Source organism: Bradyrhizobium sp. Leo114, from assembly GCF_055229415.2.
The window spans coordinates 1-24781 of sequence record NZ_JBUYEN020000061.1 but is presented as its reverse complement, the minus strand read 5'-3'; the positions used below and the strand labels follow the sequence as shown (position 1 = coordinate 24781).

General features: G+C 63.9%; 22 protein-coding genes and 1 pseudogene. 11 read left to right on the top strand and 12 right to left on the bottom strand.

Features of this window, described 5'->3' with window-relative positions:
• Positions 1-288 precede the first annotated feature (288 nt).
• Positions 289-1638, bottom strand: a complete 1350-nt coding sequence (locus ACZIRK_RS39430; protein WP_474419365.1) for an 8-oxoguanine deaminase — start codon at positions 1636-1638, stop codon at positions 289-291.
• Positions 1639-1790: 152 nt separating this feature from the next.
• Here ACZIRK_RS39430 and ACZIRK_RS39425 point away from each other — a divergent pair, with 152 nt between their 5' ends.
• On the top strand, positions 1791-2612 hold the full coding sequence (locus ACZIRK_RS39425; RefSeq protein WP_474419364.1) for an FAD binding domain-containing protein: 822 nt from the start codon (positions 1791-1793) through the stop codon (positions 2610-2612).
• Positions 2609-5335 carry a molybdopterin-dependent oxidoreductase gene (locus tag ACZIRK_RS39420; protein ID WP_474419363.1) on the top strand — a complete coding sequence of 909 codons (2727 nt, stop codon included), beginning with the start codon at positions 2609-2611 and terminating at the stop codon, positions 5333-5335. Before ACZIRK_RS39425 ends, ACZIRK_RS39420 begins: the two co-directional genes overlap by 4 nt.
• A 124-nt stretch (positions 5336-5459) precedes the next feature.
• Here the strand turns inward: ACZIRK_RS39420 and pucL are convergent, their stop codons facing one another.
• The 5 genes from pucL to ACZIRK_RS39395 all read right to left on the bottom strand — a co-directional run bounded on the left by pucL (position 5460) and on the right by ACZIRK_RS39395 (position 9272).
• Entirely contained in the window at positions 5460-6302 is an 843-nt protein-coding gene (pucL, locus tag ACZIRK_RS39415; RefSeq protein WP_474419362.1) for a factor-independent urate hydroxylase, read from the bottom strand.
• 322 nt (positions 6303-6624) lie between these two features.
• Positions 6625-7509 carry a 2-oxo-4-hydroxy-4-carboxy-5-ureidoimidazoline decarboxylase gene (gene uraD / locus ACZIRK_RS39410; protein ID WP_474419361.1) on the bottom strand — a complete coding sequence of 295 codons (885 nt, stop codon included), beginning with the start codon at positions 7507-7509 and terminating at the stop codon, positions 6625-6627.
• A 4-nt stretch (positions 7510-7513) separates the two neighbouring features.
• On the bottom strand, positions 7514-8449 hold the full coding sequence (gene puuE / locus ACZIRK_RS39405) for an allantoinase PuuE (RefSeq protein WP_474419360.1): 936 nt from the start codon (positions 8447-8449) through the stop codon (positions 7514-7516).
• The gene (locus ACZIRK_RS39400; protein WP_474419359.1) at positions 8449-8862 is read right to left on the bottom strand and encodes a DUF3830 family protein; all 414 of its coding nucleotides are present in this window, start codon (positions 8860-8862) and stop codon (positions 8449-8451) included. Before ACZIRK_RS39400 ends, puuE begins: the two co-directional genes overlap by 1 nt.
• A 107-nt stretch (positions 8863-8969) precedes the next feature.
• The gene (locus ACZIRK_RS39395; protein ID WP_130230108.1) at positions 8970-9272 is read right to left on the bottom strand and encodes a hypothetical protein; all 303 of its coding nucleotides are present in this window, start codon (positions 9270-9272) and stop codon (positions 8970-8972) included.
• 242 nt (positions 9273-9514) lie between these two features.
• On the opposite strand from ACZIRK_RS39395, the gene ACZIRK_RS39390 reads away from it, so the two are divergent.
• Positions 9515-9742, top strand: coding sequence for a hypothetical protein (locus ACZIRK_RS39390; RefSeq protein ID WP_456643957.1), 228 nt, complete (start codon positions 9515-9517; stop codon positions 9740-9742).
• Between the two features lie 96 nt (positions 9743-9838).
• Positions 9839-10573 (top strand): SDR family NAD(P)-dependent oxidoreductase, encoded by a 735-nt coding sequence (locus ACZIRK_RS39385; protein ID WP_474419358.1) that lies wholly within the window; start codon positions 9839-9841, stop codon positions 10571-10573.
• Positions 10574-10649: 76 nt separating this feature from the next.
• Here the strand turns inward: ACZIRK_RS39385 and ACZIRK_RS39380 are convergent, their stop codons facing one another.
• Both ACZIRK_RS39380 and ACZIRK_RS39375 read right to left on the bottom strand, forming a co-directional pair.
• Positions 10650-11927, bottom strand: a complete 1278-nt coding sequence (locus ACZIRK_RS39380; protein ID WP_474419357.1) for a complex I NDUFA9 subunit family protein — start codon at positions 11925-11927, stop codon at positions 10650-10652.
• A 302-nt stretch (positions 11928-12229) separates the two neighbouring features.
• On the bottom strand, positions 12230-12427 hold the full coding sequence (locus tag ACZIRK_RS39375; protein ID WP_474419356.1) for a hypothetical protein: 198 nt from the start codon (positions 12425-12427) through the stop codon (positions 12230-12232).
• An 81-nt stretch (positions 12428-12508) separates the two neighbouring features.
• Between ACZIRK_RS39375 and ACZIRK_RS39370 the strand changes: the two genes are divergently transcribed.
• Positions 12509-14098 carry a Spy/CpxP family protein refolding chaperone gene (locus ACZIRK_RS39370; protein ID WP_474419355.1) on the top strand — a complete coding sequence of 530 codons (1590 nt, stop codon included), beginning with the start codon at positions 12509-12511 and terminating at the stop codon, positions 14096-14098.
• A gap of 35 nt (positions 14099-14133) precedes the next feature.
• Here the strand turns inward: ACZIRK_RS39370 and ACZIRK_RS39365 are convergent, their stop codons facing one another.
• Complete coding sequence (locus tag ACZIRK_RS39365) at positions 14134-15033, bottom strand: aldose 1-epimerase family protein (protein WP_474419354.1); 900 nt, start codon at positions 15031-15033, stop codon at positions 14134-14136.
• 177 nt (positions 15034-15210) lie between these two features.
• Here ACZIRK_RS39365 and ACZIRK_RS39360 point away from each other — a divergent pair, with 177 nt between their 5' ends.
• From ACZIRK_RS39360 to ACZIRK_RS39345, 4 genes are all read left to right on the top strand, one after another.
• Positions 15211-16764 carry an ABC transporter substrate-binding protein gene (locus ACZIRK_RS39360; protein ID WP_456643951.1) on the top strand — a complete coding sequence of 518 codons (1554 nt, stop codon included), beginning with the start codon at positions 15211-15213 and terminating at the stop codon, positions 16762-16764.
• Between the two features lie 314 nt (positions 16765-17078).
• Positions 17079-17900 (top strand): CHAD domain-containing protein, encoded by an 822-nt coding sequence (locus ACZIRK_RS39355; protein ID WP_474419353.1) that lies wholly within the window; start codon positions 17079-17081, stop codon positions 17898-17900.
• Positions 17901-18122: 222 nt separating this feature from the next.
• Complete coding sequence (locus ACZIRK_RS39350) at positions 18123-19403, top strand: SulP family inorganic anion transporter (RefSeq protein ID WP_474419352.1); 1281 nt, start codon at positions 18123-18125, stop codon at positions 19401-19403.
• A 224-nt stretch (positions 19404-19627) separates the two neighbouring features.
• The gene (locus ACZIRK_RS39345; RefSeq protein ID WP_474419351.1) at positions 19628-20386 is read left to right on the top strand and encodes an SDR family NAD(P)-dependent oxidoreductase; all 759 of its coding nucleotides are present in this window, start codon (positions 19628-19630) and stop codon (positions 20384-20386) included.
• A 120-nt stretch (positions 20387-20506) separates the two neighbouring features.
• Here ACZIRK_RS39345 and ACZIRK_RS39340 read toward each other — a convergent pair whose 3' ends face one another.
• The gene (locus ACZIRK_RS39340; RefSeq protein ID WP_028165689.1) at positions 20507-20866 is read right to left on the bottom strand and encodes a hypothetical protein; all 360 of its coding nucleotides are present in this window, start codon (positions 20864-20866) and stop codon (positions 20507-20509) included.
• A 107-nt stretch (positions 20867-20973) separates the two neighbouring features.
• On the bottom strand, positions 20974-21561 hold the full coding sequence (locus tag ACZIRK_RS39335) for a TetR/AcrR family transcriptional regulator (RefSeq protein WP_245474629.1): 588 nt from the start codon (positions 21559-21561) through the stop codon (positions 20974-20976).
• Positions 21562-21819: 258 nt separating this feature from the next.
• Between ACZIRK_RS39335 and ACZIRK_RS39330 the strand changes: the two genes are divergently transcribed.
• Together ACZIRK_RS39330 and ACZIRK_RS39325 are read left to right on the top strand one after the other, a co-directional pair.
• Entirely contained in the window at positions 21820-23022 is a 1203-nt protein-coding gene (locus ACZIRK_RS39330; protein WP_474419350.1) for an HlyD family secretion protein, read from the top strand.
• 4 nt (positions 23023-23026) lie between these two features.
• Positions 23027-24628, top strand: a complete 1602-nt coding sequence (locus tag ACZIRK_RS39325; protein ID WP_474419349.1) for a DHA2 family efflux MFS transporter permease subunit — start codon at positions 23027-23029, stop codon at positions 24626-24628.
• 35 nt (positions 24629-24663) lie between these two features.
• Here ACZIRK_RS39325 and ACZIRK_RS39320 read toward each other — a convergent pair.
• Positions 24664-24781: pseudogene (locus ACZIRK_RS39320) on the bottom strand (ISAs1 family transposase); the annotation flags it as partial.

Sequence of the window (24781 nt, the reverse complement as noted above, 5' to 3'; positions counted from 1 at the left end):
TTTTTCCGCAAGGGCTGGACGAGGCAAATCACATTGATTGGCTTAAGGAAAATCGCGCGAATGATATGGCGCCGTCATGCCCGGGCAAAAAGCGCGAAGCGCGTCTTCGCGCAGACGTCCCGGGCATCCACGTCCTTTGCCTCCGTGCACGGGAGAGACATGGATGGCCGGGTTAAGCCCGGCCATGACGGAGGAGAGGATTGCGCGAATGCGTCCCCCTGTCATTCCGGGGCGTCCGAAGGACGAGCTTCGCGCGCCCCGGAATGACGGAGAGAGCCGGCTGCGATCTCAACCGGCCTGCATCGCGTGGGCGGCGGCGGTGTGGCGGCGGATCAGGTCGGTGACATCGAGACCGGGGATGGCGCCGTCGATCACAGCCCAGTTGCCGCCGACCATCACGCGGTCGGCGCGGTGCGCGCCGCACAGCACCAGCGCGGCGAGCGGGTCGCCATGGCCGGAGAAGCGGAGTTCGTCGAGCTTGAACAGAGCGAGGTCGGCGGCCTTGCCGACGGCGATCTCGCCGAGCTCGGGACGGCCGACGCAGGCGGCGGAGCCCTTGGTGGCCCAGCGCAGCGCATCCTTGTGGCTGACGCGATCGACACCATAGCGCGCCCGCTGCACCAGGAAGGCCGCGCGCACCTCCTGCATCAGATTGGAGCCGTCGTTGGAGGCCGAGCCGTCGACGCCAAGGCCAATGCCGACGCCGGCCTCCTCCATCTCGCAAACCGGACAGCAGCCTGACGCCAGCACCTGATTGCTGCAGGCGCAATGGCTGATGCTGGTCCCCGCCTTGCCCAGTCGCTTTATTTCGCCGGCGTTGAAGTGGATGCCGTGTGCGAGCCAGGTGCGCCCATTGAGCCAGCCGCATTGCTCGAGATAATCGAGCGGCCGGCAGCGATGCATCTGTTCACAGAACCGGTTCTCGTCCTCGGTCTCGGCGAGATGGGTGTGCAGGCGCACATCGAGCTTGTCGGCGAGCTCTGCGGTCTTCTGCATCAGCGAGGTCGTCACCGAGAACGGCGAGCATGGCGCGAGTGCGATCTGCACCATCGCATCCTCGCCGCGTTCGTGATGCTTTGCGACCACGCGCGCGCTGTCGGCCAGGATCGTATCCTCGTCCTGCACGACGCTATCGGGCGGCAGGCCGCCGTCGCGCACCGACAGATTCATCGAGCCGCGCGTCAGCAGCACGCGCAAGCCGAGCCGTTTTGCGACGGCCACCTCGATATCGACGGCTTCCTCGAGCCCGGCGGGAAACACATAGTGGTGATCGGTCGTCGTGGTGCAGCCCGACAGCAGCAGTTCCGATATTGCAACGGTAACACCAAGCTGAAGCGATTCCGGCGTCAGCTTCGCCCAAACCGGATAGAGCGCCTTGAGCCAGGGGAATAGCTCGCGGTCGAGGGCGGCCGGAAGTGCCCTCGTGAGCGTCTGGTAGAAGTGATGATGAGTATTGATCAATCCCGGCAGGACAACGTGTTCGCCTGCGTCGAACACCAGCGGCGAAATGGCGGTCGGCTCCTTGCCGCGGCCGACCAATTCGACGATCTTGCCACCCTGAACCACGACGCCGCGTTCGGCGCCTTCGGCTAAGATGGATAGCGGATCCTTGATCCAGGTCGGCTGCGTTTGGTCCATGATCCCACCATCTATCGAGAAGCACCGGCATTTGGCTTCAATGCAAGGACCGTCCCAATTGTGGCCAACGATTGGCGCCGGTCTTGCAAGGCTTCTTAAGTGAGCAAGACTCTTAAGCTAGGATGCATCCTGTTGAAAGCGTCGGCGTATCGATGGACTTGAACACGATTACGGAAGTCGCCCATCCGAAATCCCGGGCGCAACTGCCTGTTTGGACAGCAGGCGATGCTTGGCTGGCGGGCGGCACGTGGCTGTTCTCGGAGCCGCAGGCGCACTTGAGGCGGCTGATCGATCTCACCGACCTGAAATGGCCGGCGCTGACGATCGGCAACAGCGACTTCACCATCGCCGCCACCTGCACCGTGGCGCAGCTCGACGGCTTTGCCGGCCCGCCGGACTGGATCGCCGCACCGCTGATCAACCAGTGCTGCCGCTCGTTCCTCGCCTCCTTCAAGATCTGGAAGACCGCGACCGTCGGCGGCAATATCTGCATGTCGCTGCCGGCGGGCCCGATGATCTCGCTGACGTCGGCGCTCGACGGCATCGCCACGATCTGGCAGGCCGATGGCGGCGAGCGGAAGACTCCCGTCATGGAGTTCGTCACCGGCAATCAGCAGAACCTGCTGCGGCCCGGCGACCTGCTGCGGCAGATCGATATTCCGCTCGCAGCGCTGCGGCGACGGTCGGCGTTTCGCCAGATCTCACTGACGCCGGTCGGCCGCTCGGCGGCGCTCCTGATCGGAAGCATCGACAGCGAGGATGGCTTTGCGCTGACTGTGACCGCCTCGACGATACGGCCGATCAGGCTTTCCTTTGTCACCATCCCGGAGCAGGAGGAATTGCGCGAGACGATCCTGCAGCGCATCCCGGACAATCTGTATCACACCGACATCCACGGCAAACCGATCTGGCGCAAGCACATGACGCTGCGGCTCGCGGAAGAGATCCGCGCTGAACTCAGGGCGCAGCTATGACCTTCGACATCAACGGCAAGACATTCTCGGAAACGCCGCGGGTCGGACAATGCCTGCGCACCTTCCTGCGCGACCTCGGGCATTTCGGCGTCAAGAAAGGCTGCGACGCCGGCGATTGCGGCGCCTGCACCGTGCTGCTCGACGGCGAGCCGGTGCATAGCTGCCTGATCCCCGCGTTCCGTGCCGAAGGGCATGCGGTCACCACCATCGAGGGATTTGCGCCTGACGGCGGCACCCATCCGCTGCAGCAGGCCTTCCTCGACGCCCAGGGATTCCAGTGCGGCTTCTGCACCGCTGGCATGATCCTGACCTGTGCATCGCTGAACCAGGCACAGCGGCAGGACCTCGGCGCCTCGCTGAAGGGCAATATCTGCCGCTGCACCGGCTATCGCTCGATCAAGGACGCGCTCGACGGTAGGTGCAATGTCGAGGACGCTGAGGCGGGCACCGCCTTCGGCCGCAGCCTGCCGGCGCCGGCCGGACCGCTCGTGGTGCGCGGAGCGGCGCGCTACACGTTCGATACCAAGTTGGAAGGCCTGCTGCACGTCAAGCTGCTGCGCTCGCCGCATCCGCACGCGAAGATCGTTTCGATCGACAAGAGCGCGGCGCTCGCGGTGCCCGGCGTGCACGCCGTGCTGACCCATGAGGACGCGCCAAAGCTTCTGTTCTCGACCGCGCGGCATGAGAAGGACTGGATGGACCCCGAGGACACCCGCGTCCTCGACGACGTCGTCCGCTTCATCGGCCAGAAGGTCGCCGCTGTCGTGGCGGAGACCGAGGCCGCCGCGGAAGAAGGCTGCCGCTGCCTCAAGGTTGACTACGAACTGCTGCCCGCGGTGTTTGACCTCGCGGAGGCGATCGCACCGGGCGCCCCGGTCCTTCATGGCGACAAGACGGTCGAACATCGCATCACCAACCCCACGTGCAACCTCGTCGCGGAGACGCATGGCGAGTATGGCGACGTTGCGAAGGGCCTCGCCGAGGCCGCCGTCACCTATGAGGGGACGTTCACGACCCAGCGCGTCCAGCATGCCGCGCTGGAGACCCATGGCGGGCTCGCCTGGATCGACACTGAGGGCATCCTCAATGTCCGCTCCAGCACGCAGGTGCCGTTCCTGACACGGCGCGGGCTGTCGCAGATCTTCGCTCTGCCGCCCGATAAGATCAGGGTGTTCTGCGAACGCGTCGGCGGCGGCTTCGGCGGCAAGCAGGAGATGTTCGTCGAGGACATTCTTGCGCTCGCCGCGCTCAAGACCGGACGCCCGGTCAAGCTGGAATTCACCCGCGAGGAGCAGTTCATCGGCACTTCGACGCGGCATCCGATGCGCGTCACGGTCAAGGCCGGCGCCGACAAGGACGGCAAGCTGACCGCGCTGCAGCTCGATGTGCTCTCCAACACCGGCGCCTACGGTAACCATGCAGGGCCGGTGCTGTTCCATGCGGTCGCCGAATGCATCAGCGTCTACAACTGCCCGAACAAGAAGGTCGACGCCGCCGTCGCCTACACCAACACGCTGCCGGCCGGCGCCTTTCGCGGCTACGGCCTGCCGCAAAGCCTGTTCGCCGTGGAAGCGGCGATCGACGAATTGGCAAAACAGCTCGGCATCAATCCGTTCGACTTCCGCCGCCGCAACGTCGTCAAGCCCGGCGATCCCATGCTGTCGCCGCCGCCGTCCGAATATCACGACGTGCTCTATGGCTCCTACGGGCTCGATCAGTGCCTCGATCTGGTCGAGCGCGCGATGGCCGAGGACACGTCGCGATATGGATTGTCGGCGGAGTGGCTGGTCGGCGACGGCATGGCCCTGACGATGATCGACACCGTCCCGCCGGCCGGACACCTCTCCGATTCCAAAATCGCGCTGCGCGAGGATGGTGGCTTCGAGCTGACGGTCGGCACCGCCGAGTTCGGCAACGGCACCAGCACGGTGCATCGCCAGATCGCGGCGAGCGCGCTGGCGACGACGGTCGATCGCATCGTCCTGAAGCAATCCGACACCGCGCATGGCGGCCACGACACCGGCGCCTATGGCAGCGCCGGCATTTTTGTGGCCGGACGCGCGACGCAGCATGCAGCCGAAAATCTCGCGGCCGCGATCAAGGCGTTCGCGGCGGAGATGAGCGAAGCGGATGCCGAGTCATGCTTGCTGGACAATGAAACTGTTGTCTGCGGCAAGCGGCGGCTGTCCTTCGCCGAGCTGGCGAAAGCGGCGAAGGCGCGCGGCAACCTGCTCGAAGCCAGCGGCAGCGCGCATGGCACGCCGCGCTCGGTCGCCTTCAACGTGCAGGGCTTTCGCGTCGCCGTGAACAAGGGCACCGGCGAAGTCAGGATCTTGAAGAGCGTGCAGGCGGCCGACGCCGGCCGCGTCGCCAACCCCATGCAATGCCGCGGCCAGATCGAAGGCGGCGTCGCGCAAGCGCTGGGCGCCACACTTTACGAAGAGCTCGTGATCGACGACGGCGGACGGGTGATCAATCCGAGGTTCCGCGACTATCATTTGCCCTCTTATGCCGACGTGCCGCGCACGGAAGTATTCTTTGCGGAGACGTCGGATGCGGTTGGGCCGATGGGCGCGAAGTCGATGAGCGAGAGTCCATACAACCCCGTCGCCGCCGCACTCGGCAACGCCATCGCCAACGCCACCGGCATCCGCTTCACCAGCGCGCCCTTCAAGCCGGACCGTTTGTTTCCGGCGCTGCATGAGAAGTATGGCGCCGCGTAGGGTGGCAAAGCGTAGCGTGCCCACCATCACGCGCACCGCTCGCGATGGTGGGCACGCTTACGCCGTCGCTCGTGGACGGGTCGCGGCAAGTGAGTCGCTTTGCCCACCCTACGGGAGAGAACCCCTACCCCCGCCCTACTGTGCACTCGATCTGGCCGTGCGGCTCATCGGTCGGGAGGAACACCTGGTTGTTGTTGTCGAGCCCGAACGCGGAGAGATTCATCGGGATGAAATGCATGTTCGGACAGGCCATGCTGATCTCGGAAATCTCCGGCACCGATGCGAGTGCGGCCTCGCCCATCCGGTAGAGGCTGTCCTGCACGCTCCAGCTATAGGTGGTCGAGAACAGCTCAAGAAGCACATCGAGGATCTTCGCATTCGTCGCCGGATAGCTCACGGGTTTGCCCGACCATTTCCACGACGCCACCATGCTGGTCGCGCAGATGCGGTCGTGGGTCTCGGCAAGCGTGGTGTAGGGGTCCTTGACGTAGTTCTCCCAGCCGGACTGGGTCGACTTCATGAAGGCGAAGCCGTCGATACCAGAGGCGAGCGCCATCGGTCCGCCGCGCGTCGCGGTGAGTTCGACGGTCGGCTTGCCGTTGCCGTCGAGCACGAAACTGTGCGGATGCGGCTTGCCGCCGAAGCTCAGCCTGTTCCACCTGGTCTCGTGCGAGGTGATGGATACCGACGACACCTGCGGATAGGTGTCGAAATATTTCTGCGCCAAAATCTGGCAGAATTCTTCCGCGGAGAGCCCGGTATTCTCGCGGGCGATGACGTTGACGACGTTCTTGATGGTGTCGGTCGACACTGTGTTGGTATTGTCCGCGTGCGTATAGGTGCGGGCGAAATCGCCTTCGAGCATCGCCTTGATGTTGAGCTGGCTGACCTCGTGCCTGTCGCCATCGCAATGAATGCGCATCACGCGCACGCGGCCCTTGCCGTAGCGGTTGTTGATCAGCGGCACGTGAAAGCCTCCACCGGTAAGTTTTGCGGGCGCGATCGCCCTGTCAGATCGATAATGAGCAACGTTTGTGCCAGCGGGCAAGCTGCAGGCACGGCAAAGTGAGTTGGTGTGACCTGCCACCCCTGCCACAATCTTCGCCATTGTTGCTGCGGCTTTCAGCAGCGGCGTCGGGTATCCGTCGTCACACACACAGGTCCTCATCCTGAGGAGACCGCAAAGCGGTCGTCTCGAAGGATGGCCGCGGGTACAGCGGGGGCCTCATGGTTCGAGACGCCGCGAAGAGCGCGGCTCCTCACCATGAGGAGCGGCAGGCGAGTGCGCGTCAACTGCCGCGATACGTCGCATAGCTCCAGGGCGTGACCAGGAGCGGCACGTGGAGATGGCCCTCGGGTTCGCTCACGGCAAAGCGCAGCGGGATGCGGTCGAGGAAGGGTGGATCGGAGAGCGGCACTTGCCGGCCGGCGAAATAGTCGGCGACGCTGAACAGGAGCTCATACTTGCCGATCGGGATCGGACGGCCGCCGATCAGCGGCTGATCGGTGCGGCCGTCAACGTTGGTGACCGCGCGCGTCACCACGCGGCTTGAGCCGAGATCGGACAGCTCGATCAATTCGACCGCGATGCCGGCGGCGGGCTTGCCGCTATGGGTGTCCAGCACATGCGTGGACAGGCGGCCGTGTACGGCGAGGCGATCCTCGGCCATCACAAGTTGATCTAGCCGCAGCGCGGCGATGCGGCAGATCTCCTCGATCGATCGCTGCATCTCGGCCGGCACGTCGTTCGGCAGCCGCCGCTCGAAATCGCGCAGGATCGAATCCTTGGTGTGGCGGCGGACAGAGACGATGTAGGGGAATCCGAACTTCGCGCGATACGCGTTGTTGACGCGCTCGAACGCATCGTATTCGGCATCCGACAACCGGTCGAGGCCGGCGCTGTTCTGCTCTGCATCGGATTCGGCGGTGAGGCCCGCGGCGCGCTGGGTCTTGTCGGCGAGATCGGGATGCGCCTTGATCAGCGCGAGCCGTAGCTCAGCCGGTGCGCGCTCGACCGCGGCCTTCATCGCCGTGAACAACACGTTGATGCCGGCGAACGGCCGCAGCAACGCCACTTCTTCGGCGATCCACGGCGAATGCTCGAAGATGTTGGCAAGCGCTGCGACAAATTCGTCGCGGCTCTTGTTGTTGAGATCGGCGATTGTGATCGACATCCGCCTATCCGATGCTGAAGGCATGTTCGGCGAACTGCTTATGATGGGCGTACCAATGCTCAGCGATCTGCAGCCGGGTCGGCACCCAGACGCGGTCGTGCTTGCCAATATAATCGAGGAAGCGCATCAAGGCCGCGGCGCGGCCGGGGCGGCCGACCAGGCGGCAATGCAGGCCGATTGACATCATCTTCGGCGACGTCTCACCTTCGGCATAGAGCACATCAAAACTGTCCTTCAGATAGGTGAAGAACTGATCGCCGCCGCCAAAGCCCTGCGGGTTGACGAAGCGCATGTCGTTGGCATCGAGGGTGTACGGGATCACCAGATGCGGCTCCAGGCCCGCCGCCTTGATCCAGTAAGGGAGATCGTCGGCATAGGAATCGCAGAGGTAAGCGAGGCCGCCCGCCTCCATCAAGAGCCGGAGCGTATTGATCGAGGACCGCCCGGTGTACCAGCCGAGCGGCCGCGCGCCCGTCGCCTCGGTGTGCACGCGGATCGCTTCCGCGATCTCGGCGCGCTCCTCGCTCTCCGACATGTCCTTGTGCTCGACCCACCTGAGGCTGTGGCTCGCGATGTCCCAGCCCGCCTCCTTCATCGCGGAAACGATCTCGGGATTGCGCTTCAATGCCATCGCGACGCCGAACACGGTGGTCGGCAATTTGCGTTCGCCGAACATACGCCAGAGCCGCCAGAACCCGGCGCGCGAGCCATATTCGAACATCGATTCGATGTTGGCATGGCGCTGGCCCGGCCAGGGCTGCGCGCCGAGCACATCCGACAGGAACGCTTCCGAGGCGCTGTCGCCATGCAGGATGTTGTTCTCGCCGCCCTCCTCGAAATTCACCACGAACTGCACGGCGATGCGGGCATTGCCCGGCCATTTCGGATCGGGCGGGTTGCGGCCATAGCCGCGAAGATCGCGCGGATATGCTTCGGTCACTAAACTTCCTCGAAACGAATCTTCTGCGCGCCCTTCCAGAGCACGGTCTTGCCGAAGGTGACGAGGTTCTCGAGCCCCGACGTCAGCGTGATGAAATGGTTGCCGGCGAGCTGACCCATCTTGCTTGCGAAATGCACGCCGCCATAGGCGAGCAGGATCTCGGTTTCGCTGATGCCGCCGGGATAGAGGATGATCTGGCCGGGCGCCGGATAGCTGGTGTGGTTCTCATAGGAGACGCCAAAGTCGAGATCGCCGAGCGGCATCCAGACCCCCTCGCCGCTCCAGCGGACATGGATCGCCTGGCTCTCGAACGGCATCGCCTTGCGAAACGCTGCAACCGTCTTCGGCGCCAGCGCCTCCTCAAAGCGCGCGTCGAATTTGAAGTCGCCGGCATAGACAATCAGTTTGCTCATTGATCTCTTCTCTTGAATCTCTGCTGTTGTGTAGCTGGGAACCGCCTCTCGCTACCGCATTGCAGCGCGGCATCGGAAGCAAGGACCATTCCAGAGGCAGCGTTGGCCTAGTTTCTCCGATCGTACGACCAGCCGAACAGGCCGCTGCGCTGCGTCTCAGGCTCGGGCGGCGGCGCCTCCTTGGCCTCGGCCTGCGGCGGCGGTGCAGGCGGCGCCGGCAGGTTCTCGCATTTCAAGGAGTAGACCAGTTCGCCTTTCGCAGTGCGGCCGATCGGAGCGCAATCGTCCGCCCGCGCGACCGCGCCTTTTGTCGCACCTTTGGTCTCCTTCGGCACCAGTTGGGTCTGCGCCACGGCCAGCGAGGAGACTGGCGCGGCGACCAACAGCAACACTGGTAAAAACTTCTTCATCGGCCTCACTCGTTGGGAATCCTTTGCCTTATTGAACCGGACCGGCACCGGTCACTCCATGATAGCGCGAACCGCCTGTAATACCTGCTGAATATTTAGCCGTGACCAAGAAATTTGCTCGCCGCTTCGTGATGGGCGCAACCGTACTAACCGTCAGCGCACATCGCTATCTCCATCTTCACCGCTGAGGTGCGAGCCGCACAGGCCTCGCAGACGAAGCGTGATAAAGCCGGGAGAACCACATGAAGACATTCCTCACCATCTTTGGGTCAGTTTTGATTATTGCGTCATCCGTCCAGTTCGCTGCGGCAGCGCAGCGTCCTCACCACTACAAATCGGACCGCGTCGTGGTGCGCCAGCAGCCGTGTCCCTGCAATTCCTATGCGGCCTGGCCTGCTCCGTCCCCTGAGATGTACGACTACCCGCCGAGCGTCTTCACTGGTGGCTGGTCGGCACCCGCCGGCCGCTGAGCCGATCGAGGCTGAACGCAACAAAGGCCGGCCGCGGACATCGCGGTCGGCCTTTTCGTGTAACATGACCTCGCAACCTTCAGACGGGAGAGAATGATGACGACAGCGACATTGCGCGGGCATGTGGCACTCGTGACCGGAGGTTCGCGCGGCATCGGTGCCGCGATCGTGCGCGCGCTGGCAGAGCAAGGCGCGGCCGTGGCGATCAACTATCGCGAGCGCGCGGGCGAAGCGGATGCGCTGGCAAAGGAGATCACGGCCGCGGGCGGAAAGGCGATCGCGATCGGCGCGGATGTTTCGCAAGGGCCGGCGGTTGCGGAGCTGGTGCAGCGTGCCAGCGCCGAGCTCGGCCCGATCGACATCCTCGTCAACAATGCCGGCATCGCGATCACGCGCGGGGTCGACGATCTCACCGAAGCCGATTTCGATTCCACCATCGCGGTGAACCTGAAATCGGTGTTCCTGTGCACGCAGGCGGTGCTGCCGGCGATGCGCGCCAGGCAATGGGGCCGCATCGTCAACATCTCCTCGGGAGCGGCACGCGGGGCCGGCGCGATCGGGCCGCACTACAATGCATCGAAGGCCGGCGTCGAGGGATTGACGCGCGGCTATGCCGCACGCCTTGTCAAGGAAGGCATCACCGTCAACGCGGTTGCGCCCTCGCTGATCGAGACCGACATGATGAAGGGCCAGCCAAATCTGGTCGCCCGGATTCCGCTCGGCCGCTTCGGCACCGCCGACGAAGTCGCGCAGGCCGTGATGATGCTGATCGGCAACGCCTACATGACCGGCCAGACCGTCGCCATGAGCGGCGGCATGGCGTTCAACTAGGGCGTAGACTCATGAACGGCAGCCAACCAGGTACTGCGACGGCAAGATCGAGATCGTAGCGAAGTCCCCTTAGCCTCTACCTGGTACGATCCTCTTTTGCGTTTTGAATTTCCTCGTTTGTAGGCTTGAGCATCGCTTTGAGCTGTTCTTCGAGCGATCGCGGCGAAATTCCGAGCGCGGCAAATCCTGGCCGGCTGCCCGAAGCTGTCGTGTCGATCTGCATGAGCTCAACCTGATTGCGCGTGAGCGGCGGGTGCGGCAGGATTTCAGCGAGGCCGGCGACGCCATGCCAGAAACCAAAGGGTATCCGCACCAGCGCCGGTCGCAATCCTGCGGTGCGCGCAATGGTCCGCAAGAGCTCCTCGTACGAGTAAATGCGCGGACCGGCCAGTTCGTAGATAGGATACGGTCTTTGTGGTTGCCGCAGGACTTGTGCGATCGCCGCGGCGACGTCGTCCACGTGCACCGGCTGAAGCCTCGTCCTGCCGTCGCCGAATAGCGGATAAGCCGGCAACGTCCGAAGCAGCCCAAGAATTGTGGTGAGAAAGGTGTCGTCCGGTGCGAACATGACCGCCGGGCGGATAACGACTGCGCCAGGGAATGCGGCTTGCACGGCCGCCTCACCCTCACCGCGACTGCGAATATAGGGCGAGCGCGAGGCGGCGTCAGCGCCTATTCCCGATAGGTGCACAAACCGTTTGGTCCCGGCCCGCCGTGCCGCATTAGCGATCCTGGCGGCCGCTTCGACGTGCACCGAATGATATGTGTCGCCCCCATGCTCGAGGTACAGGCTGATCGCGTTGATGACGCCGTCGGCACCCGCAATTGCAGCCTCTATGGAGCGCTCGTCATGTGCATCGGCGACGATCTGCTCCACGTTGTCACCTTCGGTCCGCGCAGGATGCCGTGAGGCTATGCGCACTGTAACGGTGGAGTCGCTCAAATGGCGCACGACGCGACGACCAACAAAGCCCGTCCCCCCGAACACGGTCACGCGGTTCATGGCCTGGCCCATCCCACGATCCTGTGCGACGCTCTTCATTGACCCGCCGAGCGCCGCGCGCACCACCTCAGCGGCCTGCGCCGGCGAACTGCCTTTGTTGAGATGATGTGAGATCACCTCAATCAATATTTGCGCTGCAGGGCCGACCGCTTGCCACTCGGTCCTGGCTTCATCGATCAGCGGCTGCGCTTCATTATAGAGCGCTTGTGCCTGTTCGATGATCGGATGTGCCTTGTTGAAAAGATCGATCAGCGCCCTGGTCGCTGGCAATGACTGTTCAATTTGCTCAAGCTGCGCATCGCTGAGACCGGAAGCGTGACCAATGACCTCAATGAGCAAGTGTTTCAGCATTGCGCACTCTCCTTCTGGCGGCCGCGCTCGCCGGCCAAAGTTCCCATGAAGCCGCCGAGTTCTACAAATCGGTCGCAACAATTCTGAAGGGTCTATGAATGCACCGTTCAGTCAACATTGCAAAACGGAGCTGATAATCCGCAGGAGCATTTTGCCACGACGGACGAGGCACCAAATGAAGCGGCTTCTGATGATCGGACTTGCCTGCTGTGCCTTTGGGCTCGCGCCAACGACGCCGGGGTCGGCTATGCCCGCGGCAACGCCTTATACGCTGGGCGGCGCCGATGGGGCAGTGATTCAGGTCAGAGGCGGCCATGGACATGGGCATGGGCATGGGCATGGGTGGGGCCATCACGGCGGTCGCGGCCACCACTACGGTTGGTATCGGGGCCGCCACCATGGCTGGCGGCATCATCGCCATTGGTGGTGATTTTTACCCGAAGGCCAAAAAGGGGCTGCAGTCGTTGGTGGCCCGCTTTTCCGCTCAATGTCGCAATCAAGGAGTTTCGCAGTTCGGTCGCATCGCTGATAGAACCAGTTGGGAGCCGATGAGCGGACCTTGGTTGCGTGGGAGGAAGGTCATGACGACTTCCATGTCGAAATTCAGGTCAAAGTTCACCGCATGCGCTGCCGTGCTGGCTTGCGCGATGGTCCTGTCGGTCGCGGCATATGCCAGAGGCGGTGGTGGCCACGGCGGCGGCGGTGGCTTTCACGGCGGTGGAGGCTTTCACGGCGGTGGCGGCTTTCGTGGCGGCGGCTTCCATGGGGGAGGCTTCCATGGGGGAGGCTTTCGTGGTGGCGGCTTCCACACCGGCGGAAGGCACTTCGGTGGCGGCCGTGCATTCGCCGCAAGACCTCATTTTGCCCCGCGGATAGGCCGTTCGTTTGCGCGGCCGAGCTTCCATGGCGGCCGTTCGTTCAGCCAGCGATCGTTCGCGCCGCACAGCAGAACCGCAGCGGTCGGCGCCTCGGCGCTAAGGGCGAGGCCCGTCAACATCGGGCGGAACGCTAACGCCGTGCGGCGTTCACTGAACGCGCGCCCGATCAACCGGGCGCTGAATAACACCGGCGCGCTGCGCGATCCGCGCACCCGCGCGTTCATCACCGCGAGCGTGGCCACGGCGGCGTGGCATGGTGGCAACTGGTCGTGGTGGCGCCACCGCAATGGCGGTTTTGGGTGGGTCGGCCCCTTGTTCTGGCCGTTCGCTTTCTATGACATTTATGATTACGCTTTCTGGGGCTATCCCTATGATGATGCGTTCTGGGGCTATGGCTACCCGGACCTCTATGCCGGCATCTTCGGCCTTTACGGCTACGACGACCTGATGGGCTATGCGGGCTACCTGCCGGGCCATGCCAGCCGGCGCGGAGGCAACCTCGACACCTATGCCTATGCTCCGTCGAACGGCCGGACCAATCTCGCGCAAATGTGCGGCGACGATAGCCGCGTGATCGCTGGGCTGCCGATCGAGGCATTCCAGAATGCAATCCAGCCGAACGAGGCACAGCGCGCCGCGCTCGACGAACTCGCCAACGCTTCGGAAAAGGCCGCTGCAGGCCTCAAGGCCTCCTGCCCCACCGACGTTGCGCTGACGGCCCCAAGCCGGCTTGCGGCGATGCAGCAGCGCATCGAGGCGATGATCGTCGCGGTGCAGACGGTGCAAGGGCCGCTCGATAAGTTCTACGGCCTCCTGAGCGATGAGCAGAAGGCGCAGATCAACGCACTTTCCATTACGCGCCAGCGTCCGGGCCGGACCGCGGGGAGAGCCGGCCCGGCTGGACCAGCCTGCGATGTGACGCAACCGACGCTGAGCGAGTGGCCGACCGCCACAATCGAGCAATCGGTCAGGCCGACCGACCAGCAGCGCCGATATCTTGACGCGCTTCAGGGCGCCGCTGCCCAGGCCGCGGACACGCTGAAGGCATCGTGTCAGATCCGGCCGGAGGACGCGCTGACGCCGCCGGCACGCCTCATAGGCGTCGGCCAGCGGCTCGACACGATGCTGCAGGCGGTGAAGACCGTGCGCAAGGCGATGGATGACTTCTATGGATCGCTGACCGACGAACAGAAAGCGGCCTTCGACGCGATTGGTCCGCAGCAGGCTGGCGGGCGCCGACACGTCCGCGGGCGGGCGTCGGCGGACGACGCGCGGTGGGGTCGCATAGGATAAGTCTCCGCGCCTCGCGGACCTAGCCTTCGTCCGCGTCACGCCGAGGGTTTATGGGTACGCGGCCCAGCGAGACGGATGCGATAGCTCAGCGATCGGCTCGCACCGGGCGCGATCTGCATCAGGCCGGGCTTGCCTGTGAACTCACCGTCAAAATCCACCGGGCTGGCATAGCCGTGCCACGGCTCGATGCACAGGAACGGCACGCCGCCGGGCTTTGACCAGATGCCGAGTTCGCGGAAGCCGTCCCACGCAACTTCGATCGACGGCCCACGATCGGCGGCATAGCGCACCGAGGTGCTGGCGAGCTGGTCGAGGATCACAGCGTCATCGTCGAACAGCCGCTCGGACAGTGCGAGCGTTCCGCCTTTGACCGGGGATGGCTGCGCGTCCGGCCGCATCAGACCGCCCTCGAGCCGGCGGATCGGCGCGGGCTCGTCATCCGGGAAGGTCAGCGTGTAGGCTTGCTTCGCAAGGCCCGGAAGCAGCGGCCAGCCGAACGCGGGGTGTCCGCCGAGCGACGCGGGCAGCGTCTCATCACCGGGGTTGGCGATCTCGAACGTCACCTCCAGATCGGCGCCCCGTGCCGCGTACGTCACCTCCAGGCGGAAGGCGAAGGGATAGCCGGCGCGGGTCGCATCATTGTCCACGAGCACCAGCTTGCAGGACGCGTCCTCGCGCGAGACCCATTCAAACCGCTGATCGCGCGCAAAACCGTGTTGCGTCATCGGGTAGGTCTTTCCCCGGTGGCACAGCTCGTCGTTCTTCAGCCGCCCGACAATGGGAAACAACAGCGGCGCATGTCGCGGCCATTCCGGCCCGGCCTGCCACAACAGCTCGAGCCCGTCCGCACTCTTCAGCGAACAAAGCTCGGCGCCGGCGGCCTTGATCGTCGCGGTAATCGCGTCGCTAGCGATGATGTGGGTGTCCGTGCTCATGTCTGACCTCGCGGGAAAGCGCGCCAATCCCTGTATATTTTTTGGGCTGACGATGTCGAGACTTTCATCTTGCCGCGACAATCGCGGTTATGTGAGCCTCCCCGGGACAGCCGCTGTTCGGAAGCGAATTTGCGGCTGTTCCGATGCGAGCAGAGCTCGTTCCAAGAAAGTCAGGTCATGTTCAAACGGCTGTTGTTTGCCTTCCTCCTTACCACCGCAAGCGTCGGCACCGCGATGGCGCAGGAATCGCCGAAGATGGGAGGCGTGATCAACACCGTGATCCAGCCCGAGCCGCCCGGCCTGATGCTGGCGATGATCCAGAACGGCCCGACCCAGATGGTGTCAGGCAATATCTTCGAGGGGTTATTGCGCTACAGCCCGAAGCTGGAGCCGCTGCCCGGCCTCGCGGAAAGCTGGACGGTCAGCCCGGACGCCAAGGTCTACACCTTCAAGCTCAAGCCTGATGTGACCTGGCATGACGGCAAGCCGTTCACCTCGGCCGACGTGCTGTTCTCGATCGACATGTTGAAACAGACCCATGCGCGCGCCCGCAACAATTTGTTGCAGGTGGAGAAGGTCGAGGCGCCCGACGACCTCACCGTGGTGTTCACGCTCAAGGAACCGTTCGGACCGTTCCTCGGCATTTTCGAGGTCGGCTCGATGCCAATGATCCCGAAGCATCTCTATGCGGGCACCGACTTCAAGACCAACGCTTACAACAATGCGCCTGTTGGCACCGGTCCCTTCATGTTCAAGGAATGGAAGAAGGGCTCGTTCATTCACCTCGTGAAGAACCCAAATTACCACGAGAAGGGCAAGCCCTATCTCGATGAGATCTATTGGCAAATCATTCCCGACGCCGCGGCGCGTTCGGTGGCGTATGAGACCGGAAAGGTCGACGTGTTGCCCGGCGGCTCCGTGGAGAATTTCGACGTGCCGCGCCTGTCGAAGCTCAAGAACACCTGCGTGACCGGCGCCGGCTGGGAGTTCTTCAGCCCTCTCGCCTGGCTGTGGCTCAATAACCGCCAGGGTCCGACCGCGAACAAGAAGGTGCGTCAGGCGATCCTGTATGCGATCGACCGCAACTTCGCCAAGGACGTGATCTGGAACGGGCTCGGCAAGGTCGCAACCGGCCCGTCATCCTCGGCCGTCAAGTTCTACACCGACGACGTTCCGAAATATGACTTCAACCCCGCCAAGGCCAAGGCGCTGCTCAAGGAAGCCGGCTACAATGGCGAGAAGGTCCGCCTGCTGCCGCTTGCCTATGGCGAGACCTGGCAGCGCTGGGGCGAAGCCGTGAAGCAGAACCTGCAGGACGTCGGCATGAACATCGAGATGATCGCGACCGACGTGCCCGGCGGCAACCAGAAGATCAGCGATTGGGATTACGATATCGCCTTCACCTACCTCTATCAGTACGGCGATCCAGCGCTGGGCGTCGGCCGCAACTACGTCTCCAGCGCCATCGCCAAGGGCCAGATGTTCAACAATGTCGAGGGATATTCGAACCCCGAGATCGACAGGCTGTTCGCTGAAGGTGCGGTCGCAACACCCGACTCCAAGCGCAAGGAAATCTACGAGAAAGCGCAGAAGATCCTGGTTGAGGATGTGCCGGTTGCCTGGATGCTGGAATTGCAGTTTCCGACCATCACGCGCTGCAAGGTGAAGAACCTCATCACGACAGCGATCGGCGTCAATGACGGCTTCCGCGACGCCTGGATCGAGAAATAGTGATTCAGTTCTAGCCCTTCTCGCACAAACATGACGACTTGGATGAAGTCGCCACGGTTCTGTTGTCTCGCGCCAACGTGATGCAGGCTGTTGCCGCACCATCGTGTCCGCGGGTGCGACGCATTGCTGCTTGATCTGGCGCAATGTCTATTTGACAGCCTGCCGTCAAAAACCATTTGATCGAGGCAGGAACCGCCGGACGAGGATTCGCGGGTCCTCATCCGGGACGTGAGCCACTTATGAAGCGATCGAAAAGGTCCGCGAATGAGCGCATTTTCCGCCCCAAGCGGACCCGTGCACGGCTGAGCGGAGAGATGCCCTGCGCCACCGTGTTTCGTCTCGTGGGCTCCGCCTGCCTCGAAGACGTCAAGGCTCATCATCGCGGCGCCCGTAACGGCGACGCCGTCGCCGTGCATCAGACGCGTGTGGCGCTGACCCGTTTTCGCGCGGCGATCGCTTTCTTTGAGCCCATGGTGCAGGATTCCGAATGGCCGCGCCTGAAGTCCGAATTGAAATGGCTTAACGGATATCTTGGCGCCACGCGCGACCTTGATGTCGCGATCGGGAACGCTCCCCGCGAACGGCTGTTCAGGACAGCCCGGGCCGAGAGCCAGCGCCAGTTGAGACGGGCGCTGGCATCAGATCGCTATCGCCGCTGGTTCAAGGATATGGTCGATTGGGTCAACCATGGCCCATGGTCTCATATGAGCGTGCACCGCCTGGTGCGGCTCCGCGCATCGCGGGCCTCCGAGTACCATGCGCGCCGGCTCGCCGGCTGGCATGAAAAGCTCGTCAAGAAGAGCCGCGGCCTGCAGGGAATGAGCGGGCGCAAGCAGCACCGCGTTCGCCTGGCCAGCAAACGGCTGCGCTATGCGATCGAGTTCTCCGAAGACGTGCTGGCAAAGAAGGACTTCGCCCGGTGGCGCGCGATCGTGAAGCAGCTACGCAAGGCGCAGCAGATTCTCGGCGAACTGCACGACGCCGAGGCTGCGCGGGCGCTTGTGGCAGGCCTGCAACAGCGCGTCGGGACGCGCCCTGCGGGCCGCCAGCGGAAACCGCTCGAGCTGCTGGACAAGAAGGAAAAACAGCGGCTGCTGCGGCGCGCTGCGGTCGCATACCGGAGGATTGCACCCTAAAGTTTCGGCTCTGATCGAATCAAAACCGAAGCTCTAGATTCTTGTTTTGACGCGTTTTCTTCGCGCGAACCGGTATCCACTTCGCTCGAAAACGCTCTGGACGGGATTCTGCGGTCAACCCCGTATTTGTCCGGGCAGGATTGTTGATCGAGCGCATTTTCTTGCCCTGCTCGATTCGGCTAGTTTGCATTCAAGAAACTCGCATTTCTCCTGGTTGACATCATGCCCGACGGTTCTTCGACGGCCCATCTCTATCGCCCCAAGCTCATGACCGCCCTGGGCGAGGGCTACAGCCTCGACAAACTCCGCCAGGATGCCGTTGCGGGTCTCACCGTGGCCGTGGTCGCGCTGCCGCTCTCGATGGCGATCGCGGTGGCCTCCGGCATGACCCCGGAACGGGGGCTTTTCACCGCCATCGTCGGCGGTTTTCTGGTCTCGGCGCTCGGCGGAAGCCGATTTCAGATCGGCGGACCGGCAGGCGCCTTCATCGTGCTGGTGGCGGCGACCGTCGCTCAGCTCGGCGTCAACGGCCTGTTGCTGACCGTGCTGGTGTCCGGCGTGATGCTGACCCTGGTCGGCGCGACCGGTCTCGGCTCGCTGATCCGTTACATGCCGCATCCCGTGACCGTCGGCTTCACCTGCGGAATCGCGGTGACCATTTTTGCGAGCCAGATCACGGACCTGTTCGGCCTGACGCTTGCCGGTCCCGAGCCGGGGCCCCTGCTCGTAAAGCTGATTGTGCTTGGCCGTGCGCTTCCGACCCTGAATTGGGCCGCACTCGGCATTGGTGCCGGGACGGCGGCGATCATCTTCGCGGTGCGGCAGTGGCGGCCGACCTGGCCGGGAATGCTGATCGCCATTGCGATCGCCTCGGTCGTGGCGCTGGTGCTGCAACTGCCGGTCGAGACCATCGGCACCCGTTTCGGTGAAATCCCGCATAGCCTGCCGGCGCCGCAGGTGCCTGATATCTCCTACGACCTTCTGCTGAAGGTTTTGCCGGCGGCGTTCTCGTTCACGCTGCTCGGCGGCGTCGAGAGCCTGCTGTCGGCAAAAGTCGCCGACAGCATGACCGGTCGCAGGCACCGTTCCAACATGGAGCTGGTCGCACAAGGCATTGCCAACATCGCCTCCGCCTTGTTCGGCGGCATCAGCGTCACCGGCACCATCGCGCGCACGGCAACCAATATCCGCGCCGGCGGCCGCAGCCCGCTCTCAGGCATGCTGCATTCCGTCTATCTGCTGCTGTTCATGCTCGTGGCGGCCCCCCTGGCGCGCTACATCCCGCTCGCGGCCCTTGCCGGCGTGCTGGTCGTGGTGTGCTGGTACATGGCGGAGAAGGAGGAGTTCGTCCGCCTGGTGAAGGACTGGCGCAGCGGCGTGGTGCTGGTGCCGACCTTCGCACTGACGATATTCAAGGATCTCACCTTCGGCATCGTCGCTGGATGTATCCTCGCCGTCCTGTTCGCACGGCTCGGAAATCCGCAGAAGCCTGAGGACGCGTAGAGCGCGGCTCCGAGCTCCCCGTCATTGCGAGCGAACGAAGCAATCCACCTCTCCGCTTGTTGCGGCATGGATTGCTTCGTCGCTTCGCTCCTCGCAATGACGGGCAATCAGCCCAAGCGCATGCCAAAAAGATGATCGGCGGTGGGACTTCGCATCGACCGGACGTCCGCCTATATCAAACTCTCTTGTATTATGCCCGTCATTCAAAGCCAGGGGAACATATCATGGCCAGCCCATCCATTCTCGAACCGACGGCGCCGCAGGGCAGCGTGCTGATCGCGGGCGTCGGCGCGTCCCAGGGGGTGGGCGCGGCGATCGCTCGCCGGTTCGCGGCGGGCGAGTACCCGGTCGCAATCGCAGGCCGCAATGCCGAAAAGCTCGCGGCAACCGCCGCGGAGCTTGCTGCCGCCGGCGCCAAGATCGCCCATGTCGTCGGCGATGTCTCCAAGCCCGCCGATGTCGCCCGCTTCGTGGCGGCGGCGCAAAAGCTCGCGCCACTTGCGATGGCGGTGCACAATGCCGGCTCGAACCGGTGGGCGCCCTTCCTGAAGATAAGCGAAGAGCAGTTCGAGTCACATTGGCGCGAGCATGCGCTCGGCGGTTTTCACCTGGCGCAGGCGGCAATCCCCGCGCTGCTATCGCGTGGCGGCGGCACGCTGGTGTTTACGGGAGCGAGCGGCTCGCTTCGCGGCAAGGCCCATTTCGCCCCCTTTGCCGCCGCCAAGGCCGCGCTGCGCGCGATGGCGCAGAGCATCGCGCGGGAATTCGGATCCCAGGGCATCCATGTCGGCCATGTCGTGATCGACGGCGGCATTGAGGGCGATCGGCTCATAAGCCTGCGACCGCAATTGAAGGAGGAGCGCGGGCCGGACGGCCTGCTCAACATCGCCGCCATCGCCGAGGCCTATTGGGTGCTGCACCATCAGCACCGCAGCGCCTGGACCCTTGAGCTCGACCTGCGCCCCTGGGCGGAGTCGTTTTAGCGGCGTTTGCGCGCGTAGCCCCGGGTGGAGCGCAAGCGTAACCCGGGGCCGCTCTACGATGCCGATGCAGGCGTCCCGAGTTACGCGTTCGCTCCACCCGGGGCTACGCGCGCAAGACCTCTACGTCATGCTTCCCGGCATGAAGCAGCGGATCGTGATTCCCGTGGTGCCCTTCATCGGCCAGACCATGGTCCGGCCAGCGCGGTTCGGCTCGGTGATCACGGCCTCATCCGGCACCATGATCCATTGTCCCTCCAGACGGACCCGGTAATGCCCATCCTTGGACTCCCAATCCGGATCGGCCACCGCGACGCCGTCGGCGTCCGAGCAGCAAGGCCCGAGTTTGCTCTTCAGGCTATCGAACCAGGGTTTGAGTGGCGAGTTGGAATAGCGCCCGTCATCGCGGGCCATCGAGGCTCCCGCTGGAACGACGAGGAGAATTGTCAGGATTGACGTCCGAACCAAATTTTTGCGAGCCATGTCCGTGCCGTGACAAGATGCCCGTCCCCAGCTTTGACAAACTGGGAACTCGGCACAAAGTTCCATTTATGGACCCGATTGGGACAGGTCTCCACAGGACAGGCGTGTCAGCGCTGGACGGCACAGCCTTCGAGGAACAAAGTCGCGCAGGCCTCAGCGCGGCGCTCGAGTTCGGCACGGTCGGGCGGTGCTTCACGGCCGAACAATACAGCACGCTGCGGCGCGAAGACGACCATGCCAAGCAGCATGCCGGCCGCCGCCTCCGGATCGATCTCCCGAAGCGCGATCAGGCCGCGCTCCTGTTGCGTTCGCAACCAGTTTGCCAGCGTGGTCACCGTTCGCCGCATCGCACTCTTGTAGAAGCTCTCCGCTATATCGGGGAATTTATCGCTGTCGGCGAGGATCAGCCGCTGCAGCGCGATCACCTCGCCATCCAGGATCAGTTCGGCGCAGGCAAGACAGGCCTCGCGTAACGCACCTTTGATGTTGCTGCCGTCGCAGGCGCGCAGCCGCACGCCCGAAATGAACCGGTCCATCCGGTCCGCGACCATCCCCTCAAACAGGGCCTGCTTGCCGGAAACGAGCCGGTAGAGCGTCTTCGTCGAAACGCCGGCGCGGCGCGCCACGTCATCCATGCTGGTCGCCGCGAAGCCGCTGGCGGCGAATTCCCGCCGCGCGGCATCAAAGATCACCATCCGCGTCTCGTCATCGGAACGCAGCGGCGGCCTGCCCCGGCTGCGACGCTCGGGTGCCGCGCCGCCTTTGTCCGCTCTGCCCCGTCTTGTCGTGACCGTCATGCCATTGAGCCATGCTTTAAGATGACGCCTGTCATTCCATTGACAGACCCAATATGGCGCCTATTTTGGAAAACATCAAGTTTCCTAATTGCCCGATGTCCGTGACCTGGAAATTATCCAGTGTTGGCAAGGGGATAGAAAGTCATGAGGGCCGTCATGAACCAGCATTCCCCGACGCTAGAGGTCGAACGCCCGCTCTCGGCCGCCGAAGTGCAGCGGCTCACGCCGACGCCGGAGCCGATCGTCCCCGCCCCGGTTGCCACGGCATCGATCAAGGGCAGGCTGCGGCGAATCGCTTTCGCGGGCATCGCCGTCGCCGCGCTGTCGGGCGCCGCCTGGTACGGCTGGGACTACTGGACCGTCGGCCGCTTCCTCGTCTCCACCGATGACGCCTATGTCAAAGCCGACAACACCACGATCGCGCCGAAGGTGTCGGGCTATCTCAGCGCGGTGCTGGTCGGCGACAATGAGCGCGTGAAGGCCGGCCAGGTGCTGGCGCGGATCGACGAGCGTGATTTCAAGGTGGCGCTGAACCAAGCCAAAGCCGATGTCGAAGCCGCCCGGGCCGCCGTTGCCAGCAAGCATGCGCAGCTCGACGTCCAGCAGGCGGTGATCGAGGCCGCGAAGGCGACGCTCGACGTCGACACCGCGACGCAGACCTTCGCCGCGCAGGAGAACAAGCGCTACACCGACCTCGCCACCACAGGCTATGGCAGCGTGCAGAACGCGCAACAGGCGCAATCGCGCCACGCCAGCGCGCAAGCCGCCGTCCAGCGCGACATCGCCAACCTCGCTTCGGCGCGAAAGCAGGTCGAACTGCTGAAGGCGGAGATCACGCAGGCGGTGGCGGCGACCGCGCGCGCCGAGGCCATCGAACAACAGGCCGAGCTGAACCTCGGCTACACCACGATCACAGCGCCGATCGACGGCGTGGTCGGCAACCGCACGCTGCGCGTCGGTCAGTTCGTGCAGGCCGGCACGCAATTGATGTCGCTGGTGCCGGCGACCGGCGCCTATGTGGTGGCGAACTTCAAGGAGACCCAGCTCACCGACGTCCGCAAGGGACAGAAGGCGGACATTTCCGTCGACATGTTCCCGGGCCAGGTCGTGCACGGCCACGTCGATTCACTCGCGCCGGCCAGCGGCCAGGAGTTCGCACTGCTGCCGCCGGACAACGCCACCGGCAATTTCACCAAGGTGGTGCAGCGCATCCCCGTGAAAATCCTGCTCGACTCCACGCCCGTCGAATTGCGCCCCGGCACGTCGGTGATCCCGACGATCGATACACAGTCGCACAGCGACGCCTTGCAGCAGCCAGTCGCAACGCCGAAGCCAACGACTTCGATTGCCCAGAGGTGACGTCATGTCGGACCTCACATTATCGGCCACAGCCCCCCTGCCGCGTGCGGCTGTCGACCCGAACCGGGCCAGCGCCACGGTGTGGATCTCCATACTCGCGGCGATGATCGGCGCCTTCATGGCGATCCTCAATATCCAGATCACCAACGCCTCGCTGCTCAACATCGAGGGCGGCATCGGCACCGGCGTCGACAACGGTTCCTGGATCTCGACGTCATACCTGATCGGCGAGATCGTGGTGATTCCGCTCACCGACTATCTCAGCCGCGTGTTCTCGTTCCGCAACATCATGATCGGCCACGCCACGCTGTTTGCCATCTTCTCCGTCGCCTGCGCCTTCACCCATGACCTGCCATCGATGATCGCGATGCGCGCGCTGCAAGGCTTTTTCGGCGGCGTCCTGATCCCGATGGCGTTCACGCTGGTGTTCACCAAGCTGCCCAAGGCGCAGCAGCCGATCGGCCTTGCGATGTTCTCGATCGCCGTCACCTTTGCGCCGGCGATCGGCCCGACCATCGGCGGCTATCTCACCGAGAACTATGGCTGGCAGACCATCTTCTTCGTCAACGTGGTACCGACGGCGGTCATGGTGACCATGCTCTATTTGACGCTGGAGCGGCAGCCGATGCAGCTCGGCCTCTTGCGCGAGGGCGACTGGCTCGGGATCGCGACCATGGCGATCGGCCTCTCGGCGCTGCAGACCGTGCTGGAGGAAGGCAACAAGGACGATTGGTTCGGCTCGCCCTTCATCGTGAAGCTTGCCATTGTCGCCGCGGTCAGCCTGTCGCTGTTCGTGATCATCGAACTCGTCGTGGAGAAGCCGCTGATCCGGCTGCGGCTGCTCGCCCAGCGCAGTTTCGGCTTCGGCACGATTTCGGCCGTGTTCGTCGGCTTTGCGCTGTTCGGCTCGGTCTATCTCTTGCCGGCCTATCTCGGCCAGGTGCAACTCTACAACGCCGAGCAGATCGGCCAGGTGCTGGCGTGGACCGGCCTGCCGCAGCTCATCCTGATCCCGCTGGTGCCAAAACTGATGCAGCGCTTCGATGCCCGCTATATCGCGGCCGTAGGAATGGCGCTGTTCGCGGCAAGCTGCTTTATGAACACGCAGATGTCGCTCAACTATGCCGGCGACCAGCTCTTCGTCCCCAACATCATCCGCGCTATCGGCCAGGCCTTGATGCTGGCGCCGCTCAGCGCCGTGAGCCTCGGCAGCGTCGCGCCGCAGGACGCGGCGGCAGCCTCTGGCATTTCCAACATGATGCGCAATCTCGGCGGCGCGATCGGCACCGCGCTGCTTGCGACCATCGCCACCAAGCGCGAGCAATTCCATTCCAACATCATCGGTCAGTCGGTCGACCTCGCGCGCGAGGAGGTGCGTCAGCGCCTCGCCGAGATGACGAACTACTTCATGGCCCACGGCATGGCCGATCCGGCAGCCGCAAGGCACCAGGCGATCATCGCGCTCGGCAACGCCGTGAAACGCCAGGCGCTGGTGATGGGATACAGCGATACATTCGCCGTGCTGGGCTTCGTGCTCGTGCTCGCCGGCATCGCGATTCTCTTGACCGGCAAGCCGAAGGGCGGCGCCGCCGCCGGCGCGCATTGAAGATTGCCGTACTCCTCTCTCCCGCGAGCGCAGGGCTATCGCATATGGCCGAGCAAGGTGAGGAGGAAGCTGTCGTCCCAGCCGGCGCGCTTGATTTTTCGACGTATGGAGGTGGGACCAGGACAAGACCGAAGGATGTTGAGCGCGAGCCTG